The following is a 22,675-nucleotide window of genomic DNA, read 5'->3' as shown; positions in this document are numbered from 1 at the left end:
GACGGCCAGCTTGCATTTGCGGGCAGAGCCGGAACGAACATGAAAGGATAAAAAATGTTCGCAGTCATCAAGACCGGCGGTAAGCAGTACCGCGTAGCGGCCGACGCCGTGCTGACCATCGAAAAGCTGGAAGCAGAGGCAGGCGCAACTGTAGAATTCACCGAAGTTCTCGTTGTTGGCGAAGGCGCCGACGCCAAGTTCGGTGCTCCCTTCGTCAAGGGCGCCATCGTCAAGGCTGAAGTTGTCGAGCACAATCGCGGCAAGAAGGTCATCGCCTTCAAGAAGCGTCGTCGTCAGAACTCCAAGCGTTCGCGCGGCCATCGTCAGCATCACACTGTCGTCCGCATCACGGACATCGTTGCTGCCTGATCGGCGCGACACGGGAAACAAGGTTTAAAGGAGAACTCCAATGGCACACAAAAAAGCTGGCGGTTCATCGCGTAACGGTCGCGATTCCGAATCCAAGCGCCTTGGCGTAAAGAAGTTCGGCGGCGAAGCTGTCATTCCAGGCAACATTATTCTGCGTCAGCGCGGCACGCAGTGGCATCCGGGCGCCAATGTTGGCATCGGCAAGGACCACACGATTTTCGCACTGACCGCAGGTAACGTGAACTTCCGTACGAAGGCCAACGGCCGCGTATTCGTATCCGTGGCCCCGAAAGCGGAAGCCGCAGAATAAGCCGGTAAGCGTCATATGCAGCCGGTGTCCCATCGACCCGGCTGAGACGTATCAGGTCCAGTCAAGAAAACAGGGGAGATGGGGCACCACCCAACTCCCCTTTTTCTTTAACCTCATGGAGGGACTGAACCATGCAAGCTGAATTGTTGAGGGTCGACCAATCACGGTCACCCGAAGAGCGGCCGAGGCCCGATCGGTCGAGGAGCGATTGCCCCGTTTTACTGTCGCAGAGGCTGGTTTTACGCAAGCCTCACGAAGAAGACATCGACGCCCTTGCCCATCTTGCCAACAATGCCAATATCGCGACCATGGTGTCGCGTATGCCGCACCCCTACACGGCGAAAGACGCCGCGGATTTTGTGCGACGCTCCAAAGCTGGCGAGATTGGCAAGTGCGTCTATGCGATTACCCGCATGGATAATGGCGAGTTTCTGGGCTGCTGCGCGCTCGAACCCCAGGAAGACGAAAAGACGCTGGAGATCGGTTACTGGCTGGGGGAACCCTACTGGAACCGGGGTTACATGACGGAAGCCGCGCATGCGCTGATCGACATGGCCTTCCGCACGCGTGAAATCGACCAGATCGATGCCCGTTGCCGGGTCACCAACATCGCGTCGCGCCGCGTCATCCAGAAATGCGGTTTCCAGTTCCAGGGCTCCGGCATGGTCGGTTCGCTGGCGCTTGGCGGCATGGTGCCGGTCGAATGGTACAGGCTGGACCGCAAGACCTGGGTTTCGCTGAAGAGCTGGGGGGATATGGGATGAGCACGATAGAGCTTACCCGTCGCCGCGCCGCCACTGCCGTGGCGCCGCCCGGCCCCTGCCCTGTCATCGAGACAAAGCGTCTGGTGCTGCGGCCGCAGCGGCTTTCCGATGCCGGCAGCATTGCGGAATCGCTTGGCGATTTCGCCGTGACCAGAATGTTGGCCCGCGTCCCGGCGCCCTACCACAAGCAGGATGCGCTGGAATGGCTGGTCTTGCGCACCTCTGGCACGCTGCCCGACTGGGATTTCGCCATTACCAGCGGTGACGACACTCTGATTGGCGTCGTCTCGGTGGAATTGCGGCACGGCGAGTGGCATCTCGGCTACTGGCTGAACCGCTTCTACTGGGGCAAGGGTTACATGACCGAGGCGGTGGCAGCCGTGGTCGAGCGGTTCTTCCGCCGTATGCCCGGAGTGGTTCTGCATTCCGGCGTGTTTGCGGATAACCCCGCTTCGCTGCGTGTGCAGGAGAAACTTGGCTTCCGGGTGACCGGCTGCCACCAAATCTATGCCACGGCGCGCGCCGCCATGGTGGCGCATATCGATACGATGATCACGGCTGAAGATTTCATTCCGCCGCATCGTACTTGAGGAGCATTACAAGGCCGGTTTGATCCAAACCGGCCTTGTGTCGCGCATGGGCTTCCCGCACGATAGTCTTTGACCTTGCGGAGAAGCGCTTGTATTCGAAACGACGATATTTTTGTTCGACGCAATGGCAAGATTGTTGCGTCCGCAAACCGACAGAACGGCAGTCCGATGAAATTTCTCGATGAAGCAAAAGTCTATATCAAGTCCGGTGACGGTGGCGCGGGCGCCGTTTCCTTCCGGCGCGAAAAATTCATCGAATTCGGCGGTCCTGACGGTGGCGATGGCGGACGCGGCGGCGATGTCTGGGTTGAGGTGGTCAACGGCCTCAACACGCTGATCGATTTCCGTTTCCAGCAGCATTTCAAGGCCTCGATCGGACAGCACGGCATGGGCAAGACCCGCACCGGCGCCAAGGGCTCGGATGTGGTGCTGAAGGTGCCCGTCGGTACACAGATCTTCGAGGAAGACAATGAGACGCTGATCGTTGACCTTACCAAGGAAGGCCAGCGTTTTCGCCTTGCCGCCGGCGGCAACGGCGGCTTCGGCAATGCCTATTTCAAGTCGTCGACCAATCAGGCGCCGACGCACGCCAATCCCGGCCTTGCAGGCGAGGAAAAAACTGTCTGGCTGCGGCTGAAGCTGATCGCTGATGCGGGTCTCGTTGGCCTTCCGAATGCGGGTAAGTCCACTTTCCTTGCGACAGTTACCCGCGCGCGACCGAAGATTGCCAACTATCCTTTCACCACGCTGCATCCGAACCTAGGCGTCGCGACAATCGATGGCCGTGAATTCGTGCTGGCCGATATTCCCGGCCTCATCGAAGGCGCGCATGAGGGTGTGGGCATCGGTGACCGTTTCCTCGGCCATGTGGAGCGTACCCGTGTGCTTCTGCATCTCGTTTCCGCGCAGGAAGAAAAGGTCGGCAAGGCCTATAAGACCGTTAAGGCCGAGCTGGACGCCTATGGCGGCGGGCTGACCGACAAGCCGGAAATCGTGGCGCTGTCGCAGATCGACGTGCTTGATGAAAAAGAGCTGAAAAAGAAAGCCAAGGAACTGGAGAAGGCCTGCGGCCGTCCCCCGCTACTTCTCTCCGCTGCCGCCCATATCGGCATGACGGAAGCGCTGCGCGCCCTTCGCGATGTCATCGTCTCGGCGAGCAATGGCGGCGAAACCGCCCTGCCCGACCGGTCGATGCCGCATGAGGACAGCGAGGCCGAGGAAGAGGACGACCGCCTATGAGCCTGACGCGCAAGCCGCTGGCGAGCCATCACCGGATCGTCATCAAGATCGGGTCGGCGCTTCTGGTGGACCGGAAGACCGGTCTCAAGAAAGACTGGCTCGACGCCATCTGCGAGGATATCGCCGCGCTGAAGAAAAATGGCGCGGATGTGCAGGTTGTGTCTTCGGGCGCCATCGCGCTTGGCCGCACCGTGCTTGGCCTGCCTTCCGGTGCATTGAAGCTGGAAGAAAGCCAGGCGGCGGCGGCTGTCGGCCAGATCGCGCTGGCGCGGGCATGGTCGGAAAGCCTGTCGCGGCATGAGATCGTCGCCGGCCAGATTCTTCTGACGCTCTCCGATACCGAAGAGCGTCGCCGTTATCTCAATGCGCGCGCCACCATCAACCAGTTGCTGAAGATCGGCGCTATCCCGATCATCAATGAAAACGATACCGTGGCGACCACCGAGATCCGTTATGGCGACAATGACCGTCTGGCGGCGCGTGTGGCGACCATGACGGGCGCCGATCTTCTGGTGCTGCTTTCGGATATTGACGGGCTTTACACGGCTCCGCCGCATCTCGATCCCGACGCGAAATTCCTTGAGACGATTGCCGATATTACCCCCGAAATCGAGGCCATGGCAGGCGGTGCGGCATCCGAGCTGTCACGCGGCGGTATGCGCACCAAGATCGACGCGGGCAAGATCGCGACGGCTGCCGGCTGCGGCATGATCATCGCTTCCGGCAAGACGCTTAATCCTTTGAAGGCTATTGAAAATGGCGCGCGCTCCTCATGGTTTGCGCCTTCGGGCACGCCGGTGACGGCGCGCAAGACCTGGATTGCCGGGCAATTGCAGCCGGCTGGTGAAATCCATGTGGATGCCGGTGCGGAAAAGGCTCTTTATGCCGGAAAAAGCCTGCTTCCGGCGGGTGTGCGACTGGTGAAGGGCAATTTCGGCCGTGGTGATGCAATCGCCATTATCGGTGCGGAAGGTCGTGAAGTCGCTCGTGGTCTTGCGGGTTACGATGCTGAAGAGGCGCGCCTTATTATCGGTCACAAGTCCAACGAGATCGAGGCGATCCTCGGTTATGTCGGGCGGGCGGCCATGATTCATCGTGACGATCTGGTGATGACGGGCGCTGCCGTCAAAGTTAAAAATGCAAAGAAGGATGAGGTCCATGCCTGAACAGGCCGTGAAGCAGAGCCATGATATTGACGCGCTGATGATCACCATCGGCGCTCAGGCGAAAGCTGCTTCGCGACCGTTATCCATCGCCGGCACAGACCAGAAGAACCGCGCGCTGCTTGCCATGGCCTCCGCCATCGAGGCATCCAGGGATGCGATCCTTGCCGCCAACAGGAAAGATCTGGCCGCGGCGGAAAGCGCAGGCCTTGCCGCTTCCTTCGTGGACAGGCTGACCCTCAACGATGCAAGGATCGCCGGTATTGCCGAAGGCATCCGTTCGGTTGCGGCGCTGCCCGATCCGGTCGGTGAAGTCATCGCCGCCTGGGATCGTCCGAATGGGCTGAAGATCGAGCGCGTGCGCACGCCGCTCGGCGTCATCGGCGTGATCTACGAAAGCCGCCCGAACGTGACGGCGGACGCCGGCGCATTGTGCCTGAAGGCGGGCAATGCCGTTATCCTGCGCGGCGGCTCGGATTCGCAACATTCATCGCGTGCTATCCATGCCTGCCTCGTGGAAGGTCTGAAGATAGCCGGTCTTCCCGAGCATGCCATTCAGCTGGTGCCGGTGACCGACCGCGCCGCTGTCGGCGCGCTTCTCAGCGGCCTGAACGGCACGGTTGACGTCATCGTGCCACGCGGCGGCAAAAGCCTCGTGGCGCGGGTGCAGTCGGAAGCCCGTGTGCCGGTCTTCGCGCATCTGGAAGGCATTTGTCATGTCTATATCGACAAATCGGCCGATCTCGACATGGCGAAACGTATCGTCGTCAACGCCAAGATGCGCCGCACCGGTATTTGTGGGGCGGCTGAGACGCTGCTGGTGGATGCCGCTGCCGTTTCCACCCATCTTGCGCCGCTCGTCAAGGCCTTGATCGAAGCCGGCTGCGAAGTGCGCGGTTCGCAGGCCGTTCGCGACGTGGTGGCGGGTCTCACGCCGGCAACGGAAGAGGACTGGCGCACTGAATATCTCGATGCGATCATTTCGGTCGCCGTGGTGGAGGGTATTTCAGGCGCGATCGAGCATATCGGCACCTATTCGTCCAACCACACCGAGGCGGTTATCGCCGAGGATCCCGATGTAGTCGCGCGCTTCTTCAACGAACTCGATTCGGCCATTCTCCTGCACAATGCCTCGACGCAGTTCGCGGACGGCGGCGAATTCGGCATGGGTGCTGAAATCGGCATTGCCACGGGCAAGATGCATGCGCGCGGCCCGGTCGGCGTCGAGCAGCTCACCTCGTTCAAATACCGGGTGCATGGCACCGGCCAGACACGGATCTGATATTTGCCGGCTGACAAGCGCCTCGACAGACGTTATCTCACCATGCCGCATGTGGAGCGCGGCATGGTTGTCGGCCTGTTCGGTGGTTCTTTCAATCCGCCACATGCCGGTCACGCGCTTGTTGCAGAGATTGCGCTGCGCAGGCTCGGTCTCGATCAGCTGTGGTGGATGGTGACGCCAGGCAATCCGCTGAAAAGCCGTTCGGAGTTGGCGTCTCTGGAGGAGCGCATCGCCGCCTGCGAAAAGCTGGTTCACGACCCGCGCATCAAGGTGACGGCGTTCGAAAAATCACTGGGGATGAGCTATACGGCCAATACGCTCGCCAAGGTGAAGGCGAAAAATCCGCATGTCCGTTTCATCTGGATCATGGGAGCGGATAATCTGAAAAGCTTCCATCGCTGGCAGAAATGGCGGCGGATCGCGGAGACATTTCCGATTGCCGTGATCGATCGGCCAGGTTCCACGCTCTCTTATCTTTCCTCCACCATGGCGCAGGCCTTCAGCCATGCACGGGTGGATGAGGACGATGCCGGCGTTTTGTGGAAAAAAGCGGCCCCTGCCTGGGTCTTCATTCACGGTCCGCGCTCGACGCTCAGCTCCACGGCGCTGCGCAACGGTCGTAAATGACGCCTTCGATCACAAATGATGTATGTGCCGGGTGTCGAAGGGTCCATATCTTGAAAAGTTAATGCTTTGATGCCACCTTTATTGTGGGACGCAGAGAATCGCGTCGCCAGTACCTGTTTTGTCATTCTTGGAAAGGAAAACCTCTGACAACAGTACACGCCAAGGGAAGAGCATTTGTTGCTATCCCGAAGGGCCAGGACAGTGGCGCCGATGCCGCCGGCCATGCCCTCGAAACCGTCCTCGCGAGCCTCGAGGACTCCAAGGCTGAAGATATCGTCTCTCTCAACATTGCCGGAAAATCGGCGCTTGCGGACTACATGGTCGTGGTCTCCGGGCGGTCGAACAGGCATGTTTCGGCGATTTGCGAGCATCTTCTCAAGGACATGAAGGATGAAGGGTTCGGAAACGCCCGCGTCGAAGGTCTCGAGACCGGAGACTGGGTGCTGATCGATACCGGCGACATCATCGTTCACGTGTTCCGCCCGGAAATCCGCGCCTTCTACAACATTGAAAAAATGTGGGCGACGCCGGACATGCCGGAAGAGACGCTGCATTGATGCGGTGAGCCTTTGAGCGAGTGCATCGCTTTTGCCGAAGATCATATCTGACTTCGGAAACGGTGCCTCTGGCCGGAAATCAGACCGGCCGCATAGGAATCCGCAGGCTATGCTGTTAAGAGCGTGACCCTGTTGGGTCACGACGAATGCAGGTTTGCGATGCGGATTTCAATTTTTGCGGTGGGACGGCTGAAATCCGGCCCCGAAAAGGATCTTGCGGCCCGTTATATCGAGCGTCTGGCAAAGACCGGCCCGGCGATCGGGCTGGAGTTTTCGCGGGTGATCGAGGTTGCCGAAAGCCGCGCTTCCAATGCGGAGACCCGCAAGCGCGAAGAAGCCGCGATGCTGGAAAAACATCTGGCCGATGGTGCTGCCCTCGTGCTGCTGGACGAGCGCGGAAAGGCGCTGGACAGTCCTGCCTTTGCTTCGTTCTTTGGCGATTTGCGCGATAGCGGCAAGCGAGACCTCGTGATCGCCATAGGCGGAGCCGATGGGCTCGATCCCGCGCTCTACGACAAGGCGACGGCTGTTCTCAATCTCGGCAAGCTGACATGGCCGCATCAGATCGTTCGTATCCTGATCGCAGAGCAGCTTTACCGTGCCGTCACGATCCTCTCCGGTCATCCCTATCATCGCGTTTGATCGGGTTTCGATTCGGAGAATTGTCTCAATTTCAACATGAAGCTTCGCGACACCGCTGACAGCGCACGGCTTTGGCAGCGGCCTTTCCAGGGCCTCTTGGAAGATCGCAGCAAAATCCCTAATATCGGCGCTTCTGCTTCGGCATCAAAGAAAGTTCACATGGACAACAGGCCTCAACGAAAACGGCACGCTGCCCTTGCGGGCGCGGTTATTGCTGCTTTCGTCATGGGGATCGGTCCGACCTATTCGCGCGACGATGCGGGCGCCGTTCCCGCCGCAGGCGATGATTCGTCGCCGGATGCGCTGCAAACGCTGGAGAAGCGCCGCGACCAGAACCGGCAGGATCTGGAGGAGCTGGTCGACAGCATCGGTCTTTCGGAAGACAAGACAAGGAAGCTTGAGGAAAGCATCGCCTCCCTCAATCAGGACAGCGCCCGCATCCGGGAAGAGCTGATCGCATCGGCCGCCCGGCGCAAGGCGCTGGAAACCAAGATCAGCGACGGTGAGGATCGCCTGGCCAAGCTTTCCGTGCGCGAGGATGGCGTCAAGGCGTCGCTGCGGGAAAGACGCGGCGTGCTGGCGGAGGTTCTGGCGGCGTTGCAGCGCATGGGCCGAAACCCGCCCCCCGCCCTTCTCGTCTCGCCGGAGGATGCGCTGGCGTCCGTGCGAAGCGCCATTCTTCTCGGCGCCGTTGTGCCCGGCATTCGCGGTGAAACCGACAAGCTGGTTGCCGCTCTCAAAGAATTGACCGATCTGAGACAGGCAATCGCTCGCGAAAAGGACGATCTTACGGGTATGATGACGGCAAGTCTGGAAGAGGAAAAACGCCTCGACCTGCTGATTGCCGAAAATGACCGCAAGAACACCCAGACGGCGGCGGAGCTGGAGGCGGAACGCAAGCGATCTGAGGAGCTTGCAAGCAAGGCGACGAGCCTCGAGGGGCTGGTAAGTTCGCTTGAAGGCGAGATTACCTCGGTGCGGGAGGCTATGGAAAAGGCGCGGGCGGAAGAGCAGCGTCTGGCCCGTCTTTCGGAAGCGGAACGCGAAAAGGAGCGGGCCGCGGCCGAGGCTGGAATGCCCGATAAAAACCGTATTGCGCCCGCATATCCGTTCGCGAGTTTGAAGGGAAAGCTGGAGCTGCCGGTTACCGGCGAAGTGTTGCGGCGCTTCGGCGATGCGGACGGAACGGGCCACTTTTCCAAGGGAATTGTCGTCGCGAGCGGACCGGAAGCCATCGTGACGGCGCCTGCAGACGGCTTCGTGGTGTTTGCCGGAGATTTTCGCAGTTATGGCCGGATGATCATCCTCAATACGGGTGATGGATATCATGTGGTGATGACGGGCATGGACAATGTGAGGACGCGGCAGGGAATGTTCGTGTTCTCCGGAGAGCCCATCGCCTCCATGGGTGCAAAAAGAGTAGCGAGTGCAGCAGCATTGGCGCTGGAAACCGACAGGCCAACGCTCTACATTGAGTTCAGGAAAGATGGTGTACCGGTTGATTCTCAGCCGTGGTGGACCGCAAAAAATACCGGAAGGGCGCACAATGATTCGTAAGGTTTCGCTTCTCCTTATCGGTGGGCTTATGGGCGCCACGGCGATGAGCGTGATTTATTCGGCGAGCATGCCGGCACAGGCGGCCGGGCCTTCGACCTATAAGGAACTGTCGATCTTTGGCGATGTGTTCGAGCGCGTGCGCGCACAATATGTGACGCCGCCGGATGACGAGAAGCTGGTGGAAAATGCCATTAACGGCATGCTGAGCTCGCTCGATCCGCATTCGAGCTTCATGAATGCCAAGGATGCCAACGACATGCGCACCCAGACCAAGGGTGAATTCGGCGGTCTCGGCATCGAAGTGACCATGGAGAACGAGCTCGTCAAGGTCATTACGCCGATCGACGATACACCGGCTTCCCGTGCAGGCATTCTCGCCGGCGACTTCATTTCGGAAATTGACGGTACGCCGGTTCGTGGCCTGAAGCTGGAACAGGCGGTCGAAAAGATGCGCGGCGCGGTGAAAACGCCGATCAAGCTGACGATCATCCGCCAGGGCGCTGACAAGCCGCTCGAATTCACCGTCATGCGCGATGTCATTGCCGTTCGCGCGGTGAAGTCCCGCGTCGAGGGCGACAATGTCGGTTATCTGCGCGTCATCTCCTTTACCGAGAAGACCTATGACGATCTCGAAAAGGCGATCAAGAAGATCAAGGCGGATGTGCCGGCCGACAAGCTGAAGGGCTATGTGCTCGACCTTCGCCTCAACCCGGGCGGTCTGCTCGATCAGGCGATCAATGTCTCCGACGCCTTCCTCGAGCGCGGCGAGGTCGTTTCGACCCGTGGCCGTAACCCTGACGAGACCCGCCGCTTCAACGCGACGGCTGGCGATCTGACCGATGGCAAGCCGGTAATCGTGCTCGTCAACGGCGGTTCGGCTTCGGCTTCGGAAATCGTTGCCGGCGCCTTGCAGGATCTGCGCCGTGCGACCGTGGTCGGCACGCGTTCCTTCGGCAAGGGTTCGGTCCAGACGATCATTCCGCTCGGCGAGGCGGGCGCGCTGCGCCTGACCACGGCGCTCTATTATACGCCGTCGGGTAAATCGATCCAGGGTACGGGCATTGAGCCTGACATCAAGGTCGAACAGCCCTTGCCGCCCGAGTTGCAGGGCAAGGTGACCACCGAAGGTGAATCCGGTCTTTCCGGCCACATCAAGGGTCAGAGCGAAACCGACGAAGGTTCGGGTTCCTCCGCTTATGTTCCGCCGGAAGCCAAGGACGACATCCAGCTCAACTATGCTCTGGACCTGTTGCGCGGCACAAAGACGGATCCGTCTTTCCCGCCGAACCCGGAAAAGGCTGTGGTCAACAAGCAGTAAGATAGTGCGCCGGTCAGCCGGCGCATTCCATTACTGCCCAACCGTTTGGACGGATCGTTCATTGCCTTCGGACCTGCGAAAACCGCTTCTGGGTCGTCAGAAAAAAAGCGCCGGTATCAACCGGCGCTTTTCCGTCATTATGGCTCTGTCGGTGCTTGCGGTTTTCTCAATCGGCGGCCTGTCGGTCTATACGGCGCTTTCGCCCGGCAATTTGCAGAAGACGGCGAACGGGCCGGATGCACAGCCTCAGCTTGCCGAAAAGACGCCTGAAATCGCACCGGCCGATGTAACGACTCCCGGCGACGCCGCCGGTCTCCAGCCGCAAAGCGGCCGCTCGGGCGCCAATATCAATCGCGAGACGATGCCTGACGGCAATGTCGTATCGGTTTACTCTCCCCGCCCGCGCGACGGTGACGGACCGGTGCTGATGAGCGGCCAGACCTATGGTCAGGATCCGCGGATGGCGACGCGACCCAATGAGGAACTGCTGGAAGAAACCGCGTTTGGCAAATTGCCGGTTGTCGGTGGGGATGGTTTGCGGCCGATGGAGCAATATGCGCGGCCCTGGTCTGGTGCACGGGGCACCCGGGTGGCGATCGTGGTCGGCGGGCTGGGTCTCAGCCAGACGGGGTCGCAAAAAGCGATCCGGGAGCTGCCGCCGGAGGTGACGCTCGGTTTTGCCGCCAGCGGCAACAGCCTGCAGCGCTGGATGCAGGAAGCGCGCCGACAGGGACATGAAATCCTTCTGCAGATACCGCTTGAGCCTTTCGGTTACCCCGGCACCAATCCCGGCCCGGACACGCTGCTGGCGGGTGATCCCGCCAAGGTCAACATCGACCGGCTGCATCGCTCCATGGCGAAGATCACCAATTACACCGGCATCATGAATTATCTCGGCGGGCGTTTCCTTGCCGAGCAGGCGGCACTGGAGCCGGTAATGCGCGACATCGGCAAGCGTGGCCTGCTGTTTCTGGATGATGGTTCTTCGGCGCAGTCGCTGAGCGGCGGCATTGCCAAGGCGATTTCCGCGCCACAGGGTTTTGCCGATATTCTGCTCGACAGTGAAGTCACCGAAGCTGCCATTCTGCGCAAGCTGGACGAACTGGAGCGAATTGCACGGCGTAACGGCCAGGCGATCGGCGTTGCTTCGGCTTTCGATGAAAGCGTTGCCGCGATCTCCAAGTGGTCGCGCGAGGCTGGCGGGCGCGGCATTGAGATTGTCGGTGTTTCTGCGCTTGTTTCCGGGCAGGCAGGGCAGTAAACCTTGCGTGCGGCCATTTCTGGCGCTCAGACAGTGCGGGTTTCCCATGACAATCAAAGCAGAAGATTTGCCTTACCGTCCCTGTGCGGGAATTATGGTGCTGAACGCCGAGGGCCTTGTCTGGGCCGGCAGGCGCATCAAGGAAGGCAATTCCGAATATGACGGCTCACCGCATCTGTGGCAGATGCCGCAGGGCGGCATCGATGACGGTGAACGGCCTCTGACGGCCGCCATTCGCGAACTCTACGAAGAAACAGGCATGAAAACGGTGAGCCTGCTTGCGGAGGCGAGCGACTGGATTCACTATGACCTGCCACCCGAACTGATCGGTATCGGCCTCAGGGGCAAATATCGCGGGCAGGCACAGCGCTGGTTTGCGTTCCGTTTCGAAGGCGACGAAAGCGAGATCCAGATCGATCCGCCGCCGACCGGGCACACGGCCGAATTCGACGCATGGGACTGGAAGCCGATGGAAAGCCTACCGGAGCTCATCGTACCGTTCAAGCGCGCGGTATACGAGCAGGTCGTGGCGGAGTTCCAGCACCTTTCCGGCAAATAAAAAAGGCGGCCAAGGCCGCCTTTTCTGTTTTGTCGCCAGTGCTTATTCCGCTTCGTTGGCGGAATCGGCGTTGAGCTGGCCGTATTTTTCCTCGCCGATCTTGCCGAGCAGTTCGAGCTGGGTTTCGAGAAAGTCGATATGGCCTTCCTCGTCGATCAGCAGTTCTTCGAAAAGCTTCATGGAGACGTAGTCTCCGGCCTCATAACAGATATCACGCGATTTCTTGTAGGAGGTGCGGGCGTCATATTCGCCGGCAAGGTCGGATTCCAGAACTTCCTTGACGTTCTGGCCGATGCGCAGGGGCGCGACGGTCTGAAGGTTGGGATGGCCTTCAAGGAAGATGATGCGTGCGACCAGCTTGTCGGCGTGCTGCATTTCCTCGATGGATTCAGCACGTTCCTTTTTGGCGAGCTTCGTGTAGCCCCAGTCTTCCAGCAAACGATAGTGCAGCCAGTACTGGTTTACCGCACCGAGTTCGAGAAAAAGGGCCTCGTTAAGCCGCTCGATGACTTTTTTGTCGCCTTTCAATGTCCGCTCTCCTGTTCTCTTCATGGAATTGCTTCAGGCGGGACATAAAATCAAAAACATCGGCCTCAGTCGAGTGGCGACGGGCATGATATTCTTCAGTGGTTTTGATGATCAGGTCGACAACGGTGGGAAAACAGCCGCAGCAGCGGCCGCGTTTTTCCATGGCGTGATACACTTTTGCAGGAACGATGAGCTGCCAACAGTCCTCGTCGAGGAGCTCGTTGATGACGTCCCGGATATCGTGATCGGTGATGTAATTGCAGCTGCAAACCAGCATGATGGACTGCCTGTATGACGCAACACGTTGTTTTCGTTCTTAAACCAAAACAGGACAGCAAATGTCAAGAAAAACCTCTTAATGAGTCGCTGAGGATTCTCTAGACTCATTCTAAACTATACAAAAACTATCGTATTTTCATTAGTTTAGGCTACGTGTCATTCCAGTGTTTCATCTTCAAGTTTTTGTGCGCGGCAAGATTATTGAAGCCGAGATCACGGAAAGTTTACTGGGTTCAGGAGGCCGGGAAGTCAGGATCGACGGCCCTCAGGCGAAATATTGTCCGCCATTGGCCGTCATGGTGGAACCGGTGATGAAACCGGCCTCGTCGGAAACCAGAAACAGAACGCAGCGTGCGATTTCTTCCGGCTCACCCAACCGTCCAACGGGAATTTGCGGCACGATCCGTTCTGCCAGAACCTTCTCCGGTATAGCTCTCACCATCTCCGTGCCGATATAGCCGGGGCAGATGGCGTTAACGGTAATATTGCGGCTGGCGCCTTCCTGGGCGAGCGCCTTGGTAAACCCGATGTCGCCCGCTTTCGAGGCGGAATAATTGGCCTGTCCCGCCTGGCCTTTCTGGCCATTGATGGAGGAGATGTTGACGATGCGGCCGAAGCCGCGGTCGCGCATGCCCGGCCATACGGGGTGGGTCATGTTGAACACGCCAGTAAGGTTGGTATCGATAACCTCGCGCCATTGCTGCGGCGACATTTTATGGAACATCGCATCGCGGGTGATGCCGGCATTGTTGACGAGCACCTCGACGGGACCGAAGGTCTCTTCCACCCTGGCTATGCCATTGACGCAGGCGTCATAGTCGCGCACGTCCCACTGAAAAGCGGGGATGCCGGTTTCTTTCTGGAATGCTTCCGCCCTGTCCGTCGTGAAGGCATAATTGACGGCCACCCGGTAGCCGGCCGCCTGCAGGGCGCGGGCGATTGCGGCGCCTATGCCGCTCGTCCCGCCGGAAATCAACGCAACCCGGCTCATATCGGCCTCCATGACCTGTCATTGAAGCGCCTGCATATGCGAGGATGCTTCCATATCTTGCAGAACTTGTTCGTCGTGCTCACCGGCCACAGAAATGCGGCCAATGGGAGGCCGCTTCTGCCCTATTGCGCGCTGAACCGGAATTGCTTTTTGCCAAGTCGTGCGGCGGTTTCAGAGTGCTTCGATGCACATGGCGACACCCATGCCGCCGCCGATGCAGAGCGTTGCGAGACCCTTCGACACGTTACGGCGGCGCATTTCGAAAATCAGGGTGTTGAGGACACGCGCACCGGATGCGCCGATCGGATGACCGATGGCAATCGCCCCGCCATTGACGTTGACGATCGCAGGATCAAGGCCCAGTTCGCGCACCACGGCGCAGGACTGGGCCGCAAAGGCTTCGTTGGCTTCCACAAGGCCAATATCGCTGATCGACCAGCCGGCCTTGGCCAGCGCCTTGCGGGAGGCGGGAATGGGGCCGGTGCCCATGATTTGTGGATCAACGCCTGCCGTCGCCCAGGAGGCGATACGGGCGAGCGGTCTGATGCCGCGCTTTCCTGCTTCCTGTTCCGACATCAAAAGCGTGGCGGCGGCGCCATCGTTCAGACCGGAGGCATTGCCGGCCGTGACCGTCCCTTCCTTGTCGAAGGCGGGGCGCAGCTTGGCCATGGTTTCCAGCGAAGCCCCGGCGCGGATATGCTCATCTGTATCAATGACGATATCGGCTTTACGGCCCTTCACCGTGAAAGCCACGATCTCATCTGCAAAACGGCCAGCGCTTTGCGCGGCTTCGGCCTTGTTTTGCGATGCGACGGCGAATTGGTCCTGCTCGTCGCGGGAAAGCTGCCATTGGCGGGCGATGTTTTCAGCGGTGATGCCCATGTGGTAGCCATAAAAGGCGTCGGTGAGGCCATCTTTCAGCATGGTGTCGATCATCTTGAAATCGCCCATCTTCACGCCGCCGCGCAAATGGGCGCAGTGAGGCGCCATGGACATGGATTCCTGGCCGCCGGCAATAACGATGTTCGCATCGCCGGTCGCGATCTGCTGCATACCGAGGGCCACGGCACGCAGACCGGAGCCGCAGAGTTGATTGAGGCCGAAGGCGGTCGCTTCCTGTGGAATGCCGGCCTTCATGGCAGCCTGCCGCGCCGGGTTCTGCCCTTCACCCGCCGTCAGGACCTGACCGAGAATGACTTCATCGATTTCGTTTGCCGCGACACCGGCACGCTCCAGCACAGCGCTGATGACGGTCGCCCCGAGTTCGTGGGCTGGCGTATTGGCGAAGTGGCCATTGAAAGAGCCGACGGCTGTGCGCGCGGCGCTGGCAATCACGATTGAAGGCAGGGTCATCAGTTTTCTCCTCACTTGCGGGCGGAGACTGGCAAAGCTTTCAATACAAGTCAAATGGCGAAAGTTGCTTTAAAAGATGTTGCTAAATCACACTAAAATCTTGCGGAAAATTGCTGCGCAAAAAACAAACTGTTGCGATGCACAAAACATTTGTCAGAGGGCTCGTTTTGCGCATACACTTTGCACCGGGAAGAGCAATAACACCAAAAAACAAGAAAATACCATCATCGCGAGGAGGCGGGCATGGCGAAACACGACGGCGAAACAATCATTAAAAAATACGCCAACCGGCGGCTCTACAATACCGGCACCAGCACCTATGTGACGCTCGATGATCTGGCGCAGATGGTCAAGCGCGGCGAGGACTTCAAGGTTCAGGATGCCAAGTCCTCCGAAGACATCACGCATGCGGTGCTGACGCAGATCATCGTCGAACAGGAGGCCAAAACCGGCAATACGTTGCTGCCGACGGCGTTTCTGCGGCAATTGATCTCCTATTACGGCGACCAGATGCAGATGGTCGTGCCGACATTTCTCGAACATTCGATGAAGACCTTTTCCGATCAGCAGAGCCAGATGCAGGAACATATGGCCAAGGCTTTCGGCGATGGCTCGCTTGCCCGCAATTTTCAGGCGCCGCTGCAAATGATGGAAGAGCAGATCCGCCGCAATACGGAACTGTTCCGGCAGGCGATGCAGGGTTTCACACCTTTCGCAATGCCGCAGGCGCCCAAGGAAACCCGCAAGCCGAATGCATCCGAAATCGATGAGCTGAAGGCGCAGTTGCGCGCATTGCAGCAAAAGCTCGATCAGCTTTGATCCTGTCGGGCCGATGCCCGGTTTCAGCAAACCGCATCGGCTTTTGCTTCAGATTTTCAGCCTGCCGTTCTTTCCGGCACGCGCAGCAACAGCAGGAATCCGGATCCCAGAAATACGATGAGCGTCGCCATGCCGATATGGGCTGAGCCGCTTATTGTGGTTGCTATGGAAAACGACAGCGTCGCCATGAAGCTGGTGGCGCGTCCGGAGAGCGCATAGATACCGAAATAACGGCCCGCCTCCGCCACGGTGATGTTGCGGGCGAGATAAGATCGTGACGAGGCCTGAACGGGGCCGAAGGCAAGGCCGATCAAAACGCCATAAAGCAGATAGGCCTTTTCCGCGCCGGTGGCGAAGATGCCGCCATTATCTGCGGTCGACAATTGTAGCAGGCCGAAAAGGGTGGAGTCTTTGTCCGTCGAGACGAGTCCGAGCGTCGCGAGCAGCAGGAGCGACAGGCTCATCAGAATGGTGATACGAGAACCGAGTGTCTGATCGACCCGCCCGGCCGTGAAACAGCCTGCGATGGCGACTATATTGAGCAAAATGCCAAAAAGGCCTATTTCCATAGTCTCCCAGCCGAACATTCCGGCAGCAAACGTTCCTCCGAGGATGATGAGCCCATTCACGCCATCCTGATACAGCATCCGGGCGATGAAAAATCTTAGCAGAAGCGGGCGGCTGCGCAGCTCACGCAACGTGTTGTTAAGTTCAGAAAGCCCTGAGCGGATCGCCACGCCGAAGGGCAGGCCCCTTCTCGCATCGGGCGTGAACAGGAACATTGGTAGAATGAAGACGAGATACCAGATTGCGGCAATTGGCCCGGTTACTCGCGCATCCGCACCGCTGGCGGGGTCCAGTCTTAAGAGCGGCGTAATTCCGGCCAATGTCAGCCCGGTTTTAGGGCTTGCGGCCAGAAGCGTCACCACGGCGGTCAGCACCACCATCCCGCCGAGATAACCGAGCCCCCAGGCGAGATTGGAGATACGCCCGACATTTTGCGGATTGGTCAGCCGCGGCATCATGGAATCGTTGAAGACGATGGAAAATTCCGCCGCGATGGAGGCGAGGATCATACAGACGATTGGCAGGATGAGCGGCGAACCGGGTGCGGCAAACCACAGGGAAAATAGACTAACAATCTTGATGACGGCAAAGAAGGCGATCCACGGCTTGCGTGCGCCAGACTGGTCAGCGATGGAGCCGAGAATGGGAGAGAAGAGGGCGATGATGATCGAAGACACCGTCGCCATGTTGCTCCATGTCGCCTGCGCTGAAATCGGATCGTCGGTAAGCCGTGCGACGAAATAAGGCCCGAAAACGAAGGTCGTGACGACCGTGAAAAACGGCTGCGCCGCCCAGTCGAACATCACCCAGCCCCAGATGCCGCGTTTGGCAACCACTGTTTCCGCATTTGGGGAAGGGACAGTCATTCATCGTCCTATCGGAAAATCGGGAAATAAAATGCGCGATGCGGGTGCATCCGTCTTGTCTGGCGCCATCCGGGAGGACCCGGATGGCGTTTTTTGAGGCTGCCAATCAGCGTGCCTGAACGATATCGCCAAGCAGCCCGGCCGCGACCGTCAGACGGGCAAGGTTGGTATCGCCGCTGTCGCTGAGCGCGCCGAGTTCGGAGACGATGCGGTTGACCCGCACGCGGTCCGCCGCATACCAGGCCTGAACCGGATCCTTTTCCTTGGCATATTCGGTCAGCGCGGAGATGACGATCCGGCGTCGCGACGAGGAGATCTGGTCCTGGCTGCGCAGGAGAGCCAGGCTCTCGTAATGATCCGCCGGTGTGATGCGCTGGCTTGCATCCAGCAGACGCGCGACGCGGAAGGTCGACGAGACCGTGGCATAGCTTTCGGCGGCGCGGGCAAGCGTGGTGCCGGCGCTTTCGGCGATGCGCATGATCTCAGGCACATAGACGAGCAGGGAAAGCGTATCGAGTTCCTCCAGAAGACCGGAGGGAACGCCGTCGATTTCCCTGACGCCGAGTTCGCGACGATACTTCGCAGCTGCCGGCGATAGCGTCTTGATGGCGGTTTTCAGGCGCTCGATTTCGGTCGCCATGTCACCTGCGGCCGCACCGGCGCTCCCGGTTTGCAGGTAAAGCCTGCTCGCATCCGAGAAGATGCGCGTGATCGTGGCATAAAGCCCGTTCTGGACTTCACCGCCGACCTTTCCGTCAAGCGCGTCGACTTCGCTCCACAGGCGTTTGAGACCGAAACCATCCTCGACGATCACCGCAGCCTTCACGACGTCGGCCGCCAGAAGGCCGCTCGCATCGGCAAGTTTTTGCACAAAGCCCGGGCCGCCGCGATTGACGACGGCATTGGCGAGCGCGGTGGCGACGATCTCGCGATGCAGACGATGCGACTTGATATCGTCTGCATAGTTCTTCTGCATCTTGGCCGGGAAATAATCGACCAGAAGATGCTGGAGATAGGGTTCGTCGGGAAGCGTGCTTGCCACCAGTGCATCGAACAAGGTGAGCTTGGCATAGGAGAGGAGCACGCCGATTTCCGGCCGGGTCAGCGGTTTGCCGGTGGCGTATCTTTCGCTGAATTCGGCATTGTTAGGCAGGGTCTCCACCTTGCGGTTCAGTTGTCCGGTCGCCTCCAGCGCGCTCATCAGGCGGCCGAGTTCTTCGCGGTTCGAAAGGCCCAGCCGCTCCGTCAGCGAGATCGCCAGCGATTGCAGGTAGTTGTTGCGCAGTACTAGCTGCGCCACTTCCGGCGTCATGGAAGCAAGAAGCTGGTTGCGTTTCGGCATCGTCAGGCGACCGCTGTTAACGGCGGAGGCAAGCGCGATCTTGATGTTGACCTCGACGTCCGAGGAGTTCACTCCAGCCGAGTTGTCGATGGCGTCGGAATTGCATCGGCCGCCCGAAAGCGCATAGGCGATGCGCCCCTTCTGGGTGATGCCCAGATTGGCGCCTTCGCCGATGACCTTGGCGCGCAGCTCGGTTGCGTTGACGCGGATCGGGTCGTTCGCCCTGTCACCCACCTCGGCATTGGTTTCCACCGCCGCCTTGATGTAAGTGCCGATGCCGCCGAACCACAGAAGATCGGTTGGCGCCTTCAGGATGGCCGTCATGATCTCGAAGGGCGTGGCGACGGATTTGTCGATGCCGATGGCGACCACGGCTTCCGGTGTCAGCGTCACCGATTTTTCGGAGCGCGAGATGATCATCGCGCCGGCGGAGAGGGCCGAACGATCGTAATCCTGCCAGCTGGAACGCGGCAGTTCGAAAAGCCGCTTGCGTTCGGCAAAGGACCCGTCGGTGTCGGGGTCCGGATCGATGAAAATATCGCGGTGATCGAAGGCGGCGATAAGCCTGATCTTTTCCGACAGCAGCATGCCGTTGCCGAAAACGTCGCCGGACATATCGCCCACGCCCGCCACCGTGAAGGGGGTGGTCTGGATGTCGGTGTCCATTTCACGGAAATGGCGTTTCACCGTTTCCCAGGCGCCACGGGCGGTAATACCCATCTTCTTGTGGTCGTAACCGGCCGAACCGCCCGATGCGAAGGCGTCGTCCAGCCAGAAACCGGCCTCATGGGCAAGACCGTTTGCCGTATCGGAGAAGGTTGCTGTTCCCTTGTCGGCGGCGACGACGAAATAGGGGTCGTCACCGTCGAGCCGCAGCGTGTCGGCTGGCGGCACGATGGCATCGTCGACGATATTGTCGGTGATGGACAGCAGGGTGCGGATATAGGTCTTGTAGGCCTCGCGGCCGGCATTGAAGACCTCGTCGCGGGAGCCGCCGGCCGGCAGATTCTTCGGGAAGAAGCCGCCCTTGGCGCCGACCGGAACGATCACAGCATTCTTGACCTGTTGCGCCTTGACGAGGCCGAGCACTTCCGTGCGGTAATCCTGGCCGCGATCCGACCAGCGCAGACCGCCGCGTGCGACCTTGCCGAAGCGCAGATGCACGCCTTCGACCTCGGTGCCGTAAACGAAGATTTCGCGGAAGGGGCGGGGATCGGGCAGGCCGTCCAGATGTTTCGGATCGAACTTGAATGCCAGAAGGTCACGGGGGGTGCCGTCGGCATTTTTCTGGAAGTAGTTGGTGCGCAGCGTCGCATCGATGGCGTTGACGTAACGCCTGAGCGTGCGGTCCTCGTCGAGATTGGGAACGCCGCTCAATGCCGCTTCGATTGCCTTGTGTATTTCGGCGAGTTTCTTCAGCCGCTTCTTTTCGTCGACAGACGGATCGAAGCCGGCCTTGAACAGCGCGAAAATATTGCGGGAAATCGCCGGATACTTATAGAGCGTCTCGGAAATATGCTCCTGCGAATAGACGATCCCGGTCTGGCGGAGATAACGCGCATAGGCGCGCAGCACGGAGACTTCGCGCACGGTGAGGCCGCAGGCGAGGATCAGGCGGTTGAAATTGTCATTGTCGACCTTGCCGGAGAAGGCGGCGAGGAAAGCTTCTTCGAGTTTCTGTCCATAGTGCGGCAGATCGAGCGTCGTTCCCTTGGCGACGGACAATTCCATGTCGTGCAGCACGATGTCGCGCTTTTCGCTGTCCGAAACGACGCCGATATCGAAGGTGCGTTCGCTGATGACGTTGAAACCGAGATTTTCGAGCAGCGGCACGCGGCGCGAAAGCGGCAGGTGGCCGTCGCGGTGGAAAATCTTGAGCGACAGCGTTTCCGCCGACTGACCTTCCTGCTGGTAAAATTCGATGCGGACCGGTTCGCCCTTCGCGGCACCGAGAATATCCGGCATGTCGCCGATCGCTTCTTCCGGCGTGAAGGCTTCCTGATAGGCCTGATCGACCTCCAGCACCGGTGCACCCGGCTCGGAGAGGGCGACGAAATGGTCTATCCAGCGCGCCGCAATGTCGCTGACGGCGTCTTCGAGCTTGTCCTGGGCGATGCGCGGCGTCTTGCCTTCCGTTCGGCCGACAATGAAGTGGACGCGGGCGACGGCGCCTTCGGGGAAGGCGGGGTAATAGGCGGAAATATGCCCGTCATAGACCCTGCTCAGATAATCGCCGATCTTCTCGCGCACATAGGAATTATACTCCTCGCGCGGAACGAAGATGATGGCCGAAACGAAACGGTCGAAACGGTCGATACGTGCAAGCACGCGCACGCGCGGCCGGTCGCTCAGTTCCATGATCTGCTCGACGAAGCGGATCAGAAGATCGGTTTCGATCTGGAAGAGATCGTCACGCGGATAGGCTTCCAGCGTGTTCTGCAGGATGCGCCCCGAGTGGCTGTTCGGATCGAAGCCGAAATGCCGCTCGACTTCCGCCACCTTGGCGCGCAGCAGCGGTATCTGCTTGACCGAGCGCGTATAGGCGGTGGCGGTGAAGAGGCCGACGATGCGCAGTTCGCCGATGACATTGCCGTCCTCGTCGAAGCGCTTGATGCCGATGTAATCCATATAGGCGCGGCGGTGCACGATGGATTTCACATTGGCCTTGGTGACGATGAGGAAATCCGGGCCGTCGAGGAAGGCGAGAATTTCCGGCGTCGTCGTCACGGCATTCTTGCCGAGACGCAGCACGCGGACATCCGGATCGCTGAGGCTGCCGAGACCGACGCCGTCACCGCGCTCGATCTTCGCGTTCTTTCCCTTGCCGGAATAGGTGTAGTCACGCATGCCGAGGAAGGTGAAATTGTCGTTGCGAAGCCAGTTGAGGAATTCGACGGCTTCTGCACGCTCGGTCTTGCGCCGTGACGAGCCGCGCCTGGACAATTCATCCAGCGCCTCGTCGAGTTTCGCCAGCATGGGCCGCCAGTCGCGATAGGCGAACTGAACCTGCGTCAGCACGAAGCGCAGTCTTTCTTCCAGCGCTGCGGCGGCTTGCGGCGTGAGCGGCGCGATATGCAGCTGGATGAGGCTGATATTTTCAGCGGGATCATCCTCGGGTTCCGCAAGACGGTAGCCTGCCTGCGCGCTTTCGTCGCGCACCAGGATCGGGTGCACCGCGAGGTAAAGACCGCGATAGCTGCTGGTGACCTCGCCCATGACGGAATCGTAAAGGAAGGGCATATTGCGGCCGATAATGGTCAGGACCGTTACCGGAATATCCCGCGGCGAAACGCCCTCCACCTGGGAGATGTCGATGTACGGAGCGTCTCCGGTCCAGTGCGAAAGCGCCTCGAAGCTGTGAGCGGCGCTCGCAGCCAGCATCTCAGCGGAATAATATTCTATATCGTCGGCGCTCGCCCTTCCATAAAGAATACCCGGATCAAGAAATTGGACATTTTCGGCAATTGCCTGCTGGCGCGCTTTTTCGATCTGTTTTTCGCGTTTTGGATTGTTTCTGTAGCCCATTTGACGTGGATTCCTCCAAAAATCACACTTTAATATAAAAAAGCATCGCCAATTTGCGGATTTTGCCTTTTCAGTCGAATCGGATATTGGCGTGGAATTACGAAGAGTTTAAGAGGCTTTCGTGTTTCTTCAGTTTGGAAACGAAATTTTTTTGCTCCTTTTGCCGT

Annotated in this window: 21 protein-coding genes; 15 read left to right on the top strand and 6 right to left on the bottom strand. The window is 59.3% G+C overall.

Features of this window, described 5'->3' with window-relative positions:
- Positions 1-54 precede the first annotated feature (54 nt).
- The 14 genes from rplU (at position 55) to AGR7B_RS13875 (ending at position 12,238) form a co-directional block, all read left to right on the top strand.
- Complete coding sequence (gene rplU / locus AGR7B_RS13940) at positions 55-369, top strand: 50S ribosomal protein L21 (protein WP_003492690.1); 315 nt, start codon at positions 55-57, stop codon at positions 367-369.
- Positions 370-409: 40 nt separating this feature from the next.
- Positions 410-679: a 50S ribosomal protein L27 gene (gene rpmA, locus AGR7B_RS13935; RefSeq protein ID WP_003492686.1), complete on the top strand. Its 270-nt coding sequence runs from the start codon at positions 410-412 to the stop codon at positions 677-679.
- A gap of 131 nt (positions 680-810) precedes the next feature.
- Entirely contained in the window at positions 811-1,443 is a 633-nt protein-coding gene (locus tag AGR7B_RS13930) for a GNAT family N-acetyltransferase (protein ID WP_003505256.1), read from the top strand.
- The gene (locus AGR7B_RS13925; RefSeq protein ID WP_065656865.1) at positions 1,440-2,033 is read left to right on the top strand and encodes a GNAT family N-acetyltransferase; all 594 of its coding nucleotides are present in this window, start codon (positions 1,440-1,442) and stop codon (positions 2,031-2,033) included. The genes AGR7B_RS13930 and AGR7B_RS13925 overlap by 4 nt, the downstream gene beginning before the upstream one ends.
- A gap of 168 nt (positions 2,034-2,201) precedes the next feature.
- Positions 2,202-3,272: a GTPase ObgE gene (obgE, locus tag AGR7B_RS13920; RefSeq protein ID WP_035265258.1), complete on the top strand. Its 1,071-nt coding sequence runs from the start codon at positions 2,202-2,204 to the stop codon at positions 3,270-3,272.
- Positions 3,269-4,438, top strand: coding sequence for a glutamate 5-kinase (proB, locus tag AGR7B_RS13915; RefSeq protein ID WP_059759775.1), 1,170 nt, complete (start codon positions 3,269-3,271; stop codon positions 4,436-4,438). The genes obgE and proB overlap by 4 nt, the downstream gene beginning before the upstream one ends.
- Positions 4,431-5,717, top strand: a complete 1,287-nt coding sequence (locus AGR7B_RS13910) for a glutamate-5-semialdehyde dehydrogenase (protein ID WP_162934137.1) — start codon at positions 4,431-4,433, stop codon at positions 5,715-5,717. The genes proB and AGR7B_RS13910 overlap by 8 nt, the downstream gene beginning before the upstream one ends.
- A gap of 42 nt (positions 5,718-5,759) precedes the next feature.
- Positions 5,760-6,344 (top strand): nicotinate-nucleotide adenylyltransferase, encoded by a 585-nt coding sequence (locus AGR7B_RS13905; RefSeq protein ID WP_065657029.1) that lies wholly within the window; start codon positions 5,760-5,762, stop codon positions 6,342-6,344.
- A gap of 113 nt (positions 6,345-6,457) precedes the next feature.
- Positions 6,458-6,901 (top strand): ribosome silencing factor, encoded by a 444-nt coding sequence (gene rsfS, locus AGR7B_RS13900; protein WP_035236703.1) that lies wholly within the window; start codon positions 6,458-6,460, stop codon positions 6,899-6,901.
- A gap of 159 nt (positions 6,902-7,060) precedes the next feature.
- Entirely contained in the window at positions 7,061-7,543 is a 483-nt protein-coding gene (rlmH, locus tag AGR7B_RS13895; protein ID WP_035265250.1) for a 23S rRNA (pseudouridine(1915)-N(3))-methyltransferase RlmH, read from the top strand.
- Between the two features lie 159 nt (positions 7,544-7,702).
- Complete coding sequence (locus AGR7B_RS13890) at positions 7,703-9,100, top strand: murein hydrolase activator EnvC family protein (protein ID WP_080857110.1); 1,398 nt, start codon at positions 7,703-7,705, stop codon at positions 9,098-9,100.
- Positions 9,090-10,418 carry a S41 family peptidase gene (locus AGR7B_RS13885; protein WP_035265249.1) on the top strand — a complete coding sequence of 443 codons (1,329 nt, stop codon included), beginning with the start codon at positions 9,090-9,092 and terminating at the stop codon, positions 10,416-10,418. The genes AGR7B_RS13890 and AGR7B_RS13885 overlap by 11 nt, the downstream gene beginning before the upstream one ends.
- A gap of 61 nt (positions 10,419-10,479) precedes the next feature.
- Positions 10,480-11,679 carry a divergent polysaccharide deacetylase family protein gene (locus AGR7B_RS13880; RefSeq protein ID WP_080857109.1) on the top strand — a complete coding sequence of 400 codons (1,200 nt, stop codon included), beginning with the start codon at positions 10,480-10,482 and terminating at the stop codon, positions 11,677-11,679.
- 46 nt (positions 11,680-11,725) lie between these two features.
- On the top strand, positions 11,726-12,238 hold the full coding sequence (locus AGR7B_RS13875) for an RNA pyrophosphohydrolase (RefSeq protein WP_020811992.1): 513 nt from the start codon (positions 11,726-11,728) through the stop codon (positions 12,236-12,238).
- 42 nt (positions 12,239-12,280) lie between these two features.
- Here AGR7B_RS13875 and bfr read toward each other — a convergent pair whose 3' ends face one another.
- The 4 genes from bfr to AGR7B_RS13855 form a co-directional block, all read right to left on the bottom strand.
- A complete protein-coding gene (bfr, locus tag AGR7B_RS13870) occupies positions 12,281-12,766 on the bottom strand; it encodes a bacterioferritin (RefSeq protein ID WP_003520274.1) in 486 nt (161 codons plus the stop codon).
- Positions 12,732-13,043, bottom strand: coding sequence for a (2Fe-2S)-binding protein (locus tag AGR7B_RS13865; RefSeq protein WP_003505234.1), 312 nt, complete (start codon positions 13,041-13,043; stop codon positions 12,732-12,734). The genes bfr and AGR7B_RS13865 overlap by 35 nt, the downstream gene beginning before the upstream one ends.
- Before the next feature lie 267 nt (positions 13,044-13,310).
- Positions 13,311-14,036, bottom strand: coding sequence for an acetoacetyl-CoA reductase (gene phbB / locus AGR7B_RS13860; RefSeq protein ID WP_003520276.1), 726 nt, complete (start codon positions 14,034-14,036; stop codon positions 13,311-13,313).
- Positions 14,037-14,207: 171 nt separating this feature from the next.
- Positions 14,208-15,389: an acetyl-CoA C-acetyltransferase gene (locus AGR7B_RS13855; protein ID WP_080856879.1), complete on the bottom strand. Its 1,182-nt coding sequence runs from the start codon at positions 15,387-15,389 to the stop codon at positions 14,208-14,210.
- A 243-nt stretch (positions 15,390-15,632) separates the two neighbouring features.
- Between AGR7B_RS13855 and phaR the strand changes: the two genes are divergently transcribed.
- Positions 15,633-16,208 (top strand): polyhydroxyalkanoate synthesis repressor PhaR, encoded by a 576-nt coding sequence (gene phaR, locus AGR7B_RS13850; RefSeq protein ID WP_003520279.1) that lies wholly within the window; start codon positions 15,633-15,635, stop codon positions 16,206-16,208.
- Between the two features lie 56 nt (positions 16,209-16,264).
- Here the strand turns inward: phaR and AGR7B_RS13845 are convergent, their stop codons facing one another.
- Together AGR7B_RS13845 and AGR7B_RS13840 are read right to left on the bottom strand one after the other, a co-directional pair.
- Entirely contained in the window at positions 16,265-17,641 is a 1,377-nt protein-coding gene (locus tag AGR7B_RS13845; RefSeq protein WP_080856878.1) for an MFS transporter, read from the bottom strand.
- Positions 17,642-17,747: 106 nt separating this feature from the next.
- Complete coding sequence (locus tag AGR7B_RS13840) at positions 17,748-22,508, bottom strand: NAD-glutamate dehydrogenase (protein ID WP_080856877.1); 4,761 nt, start codon at positions 22,506-22,508, stop codon at positions 17,748-17,750.
- Positions 22,509-22,675: the final 167 nt, after the last annotated feature.

The sequence above is a fragment of the Agrobacterium deltaense RV3 genome, from assembly GCF_900013505.1.
Lineage (GTDB): Bacteria > Pseudomonadota > Alphaproteobacteria > Rhizobiales > Rhizobiaceae > Agrobacterium > Agrobacterium leguminum.
Note: the sequence above shows the minus strand (reverse complement) of the source record. Positions and strands in the feature narration are given on the sequence as shown.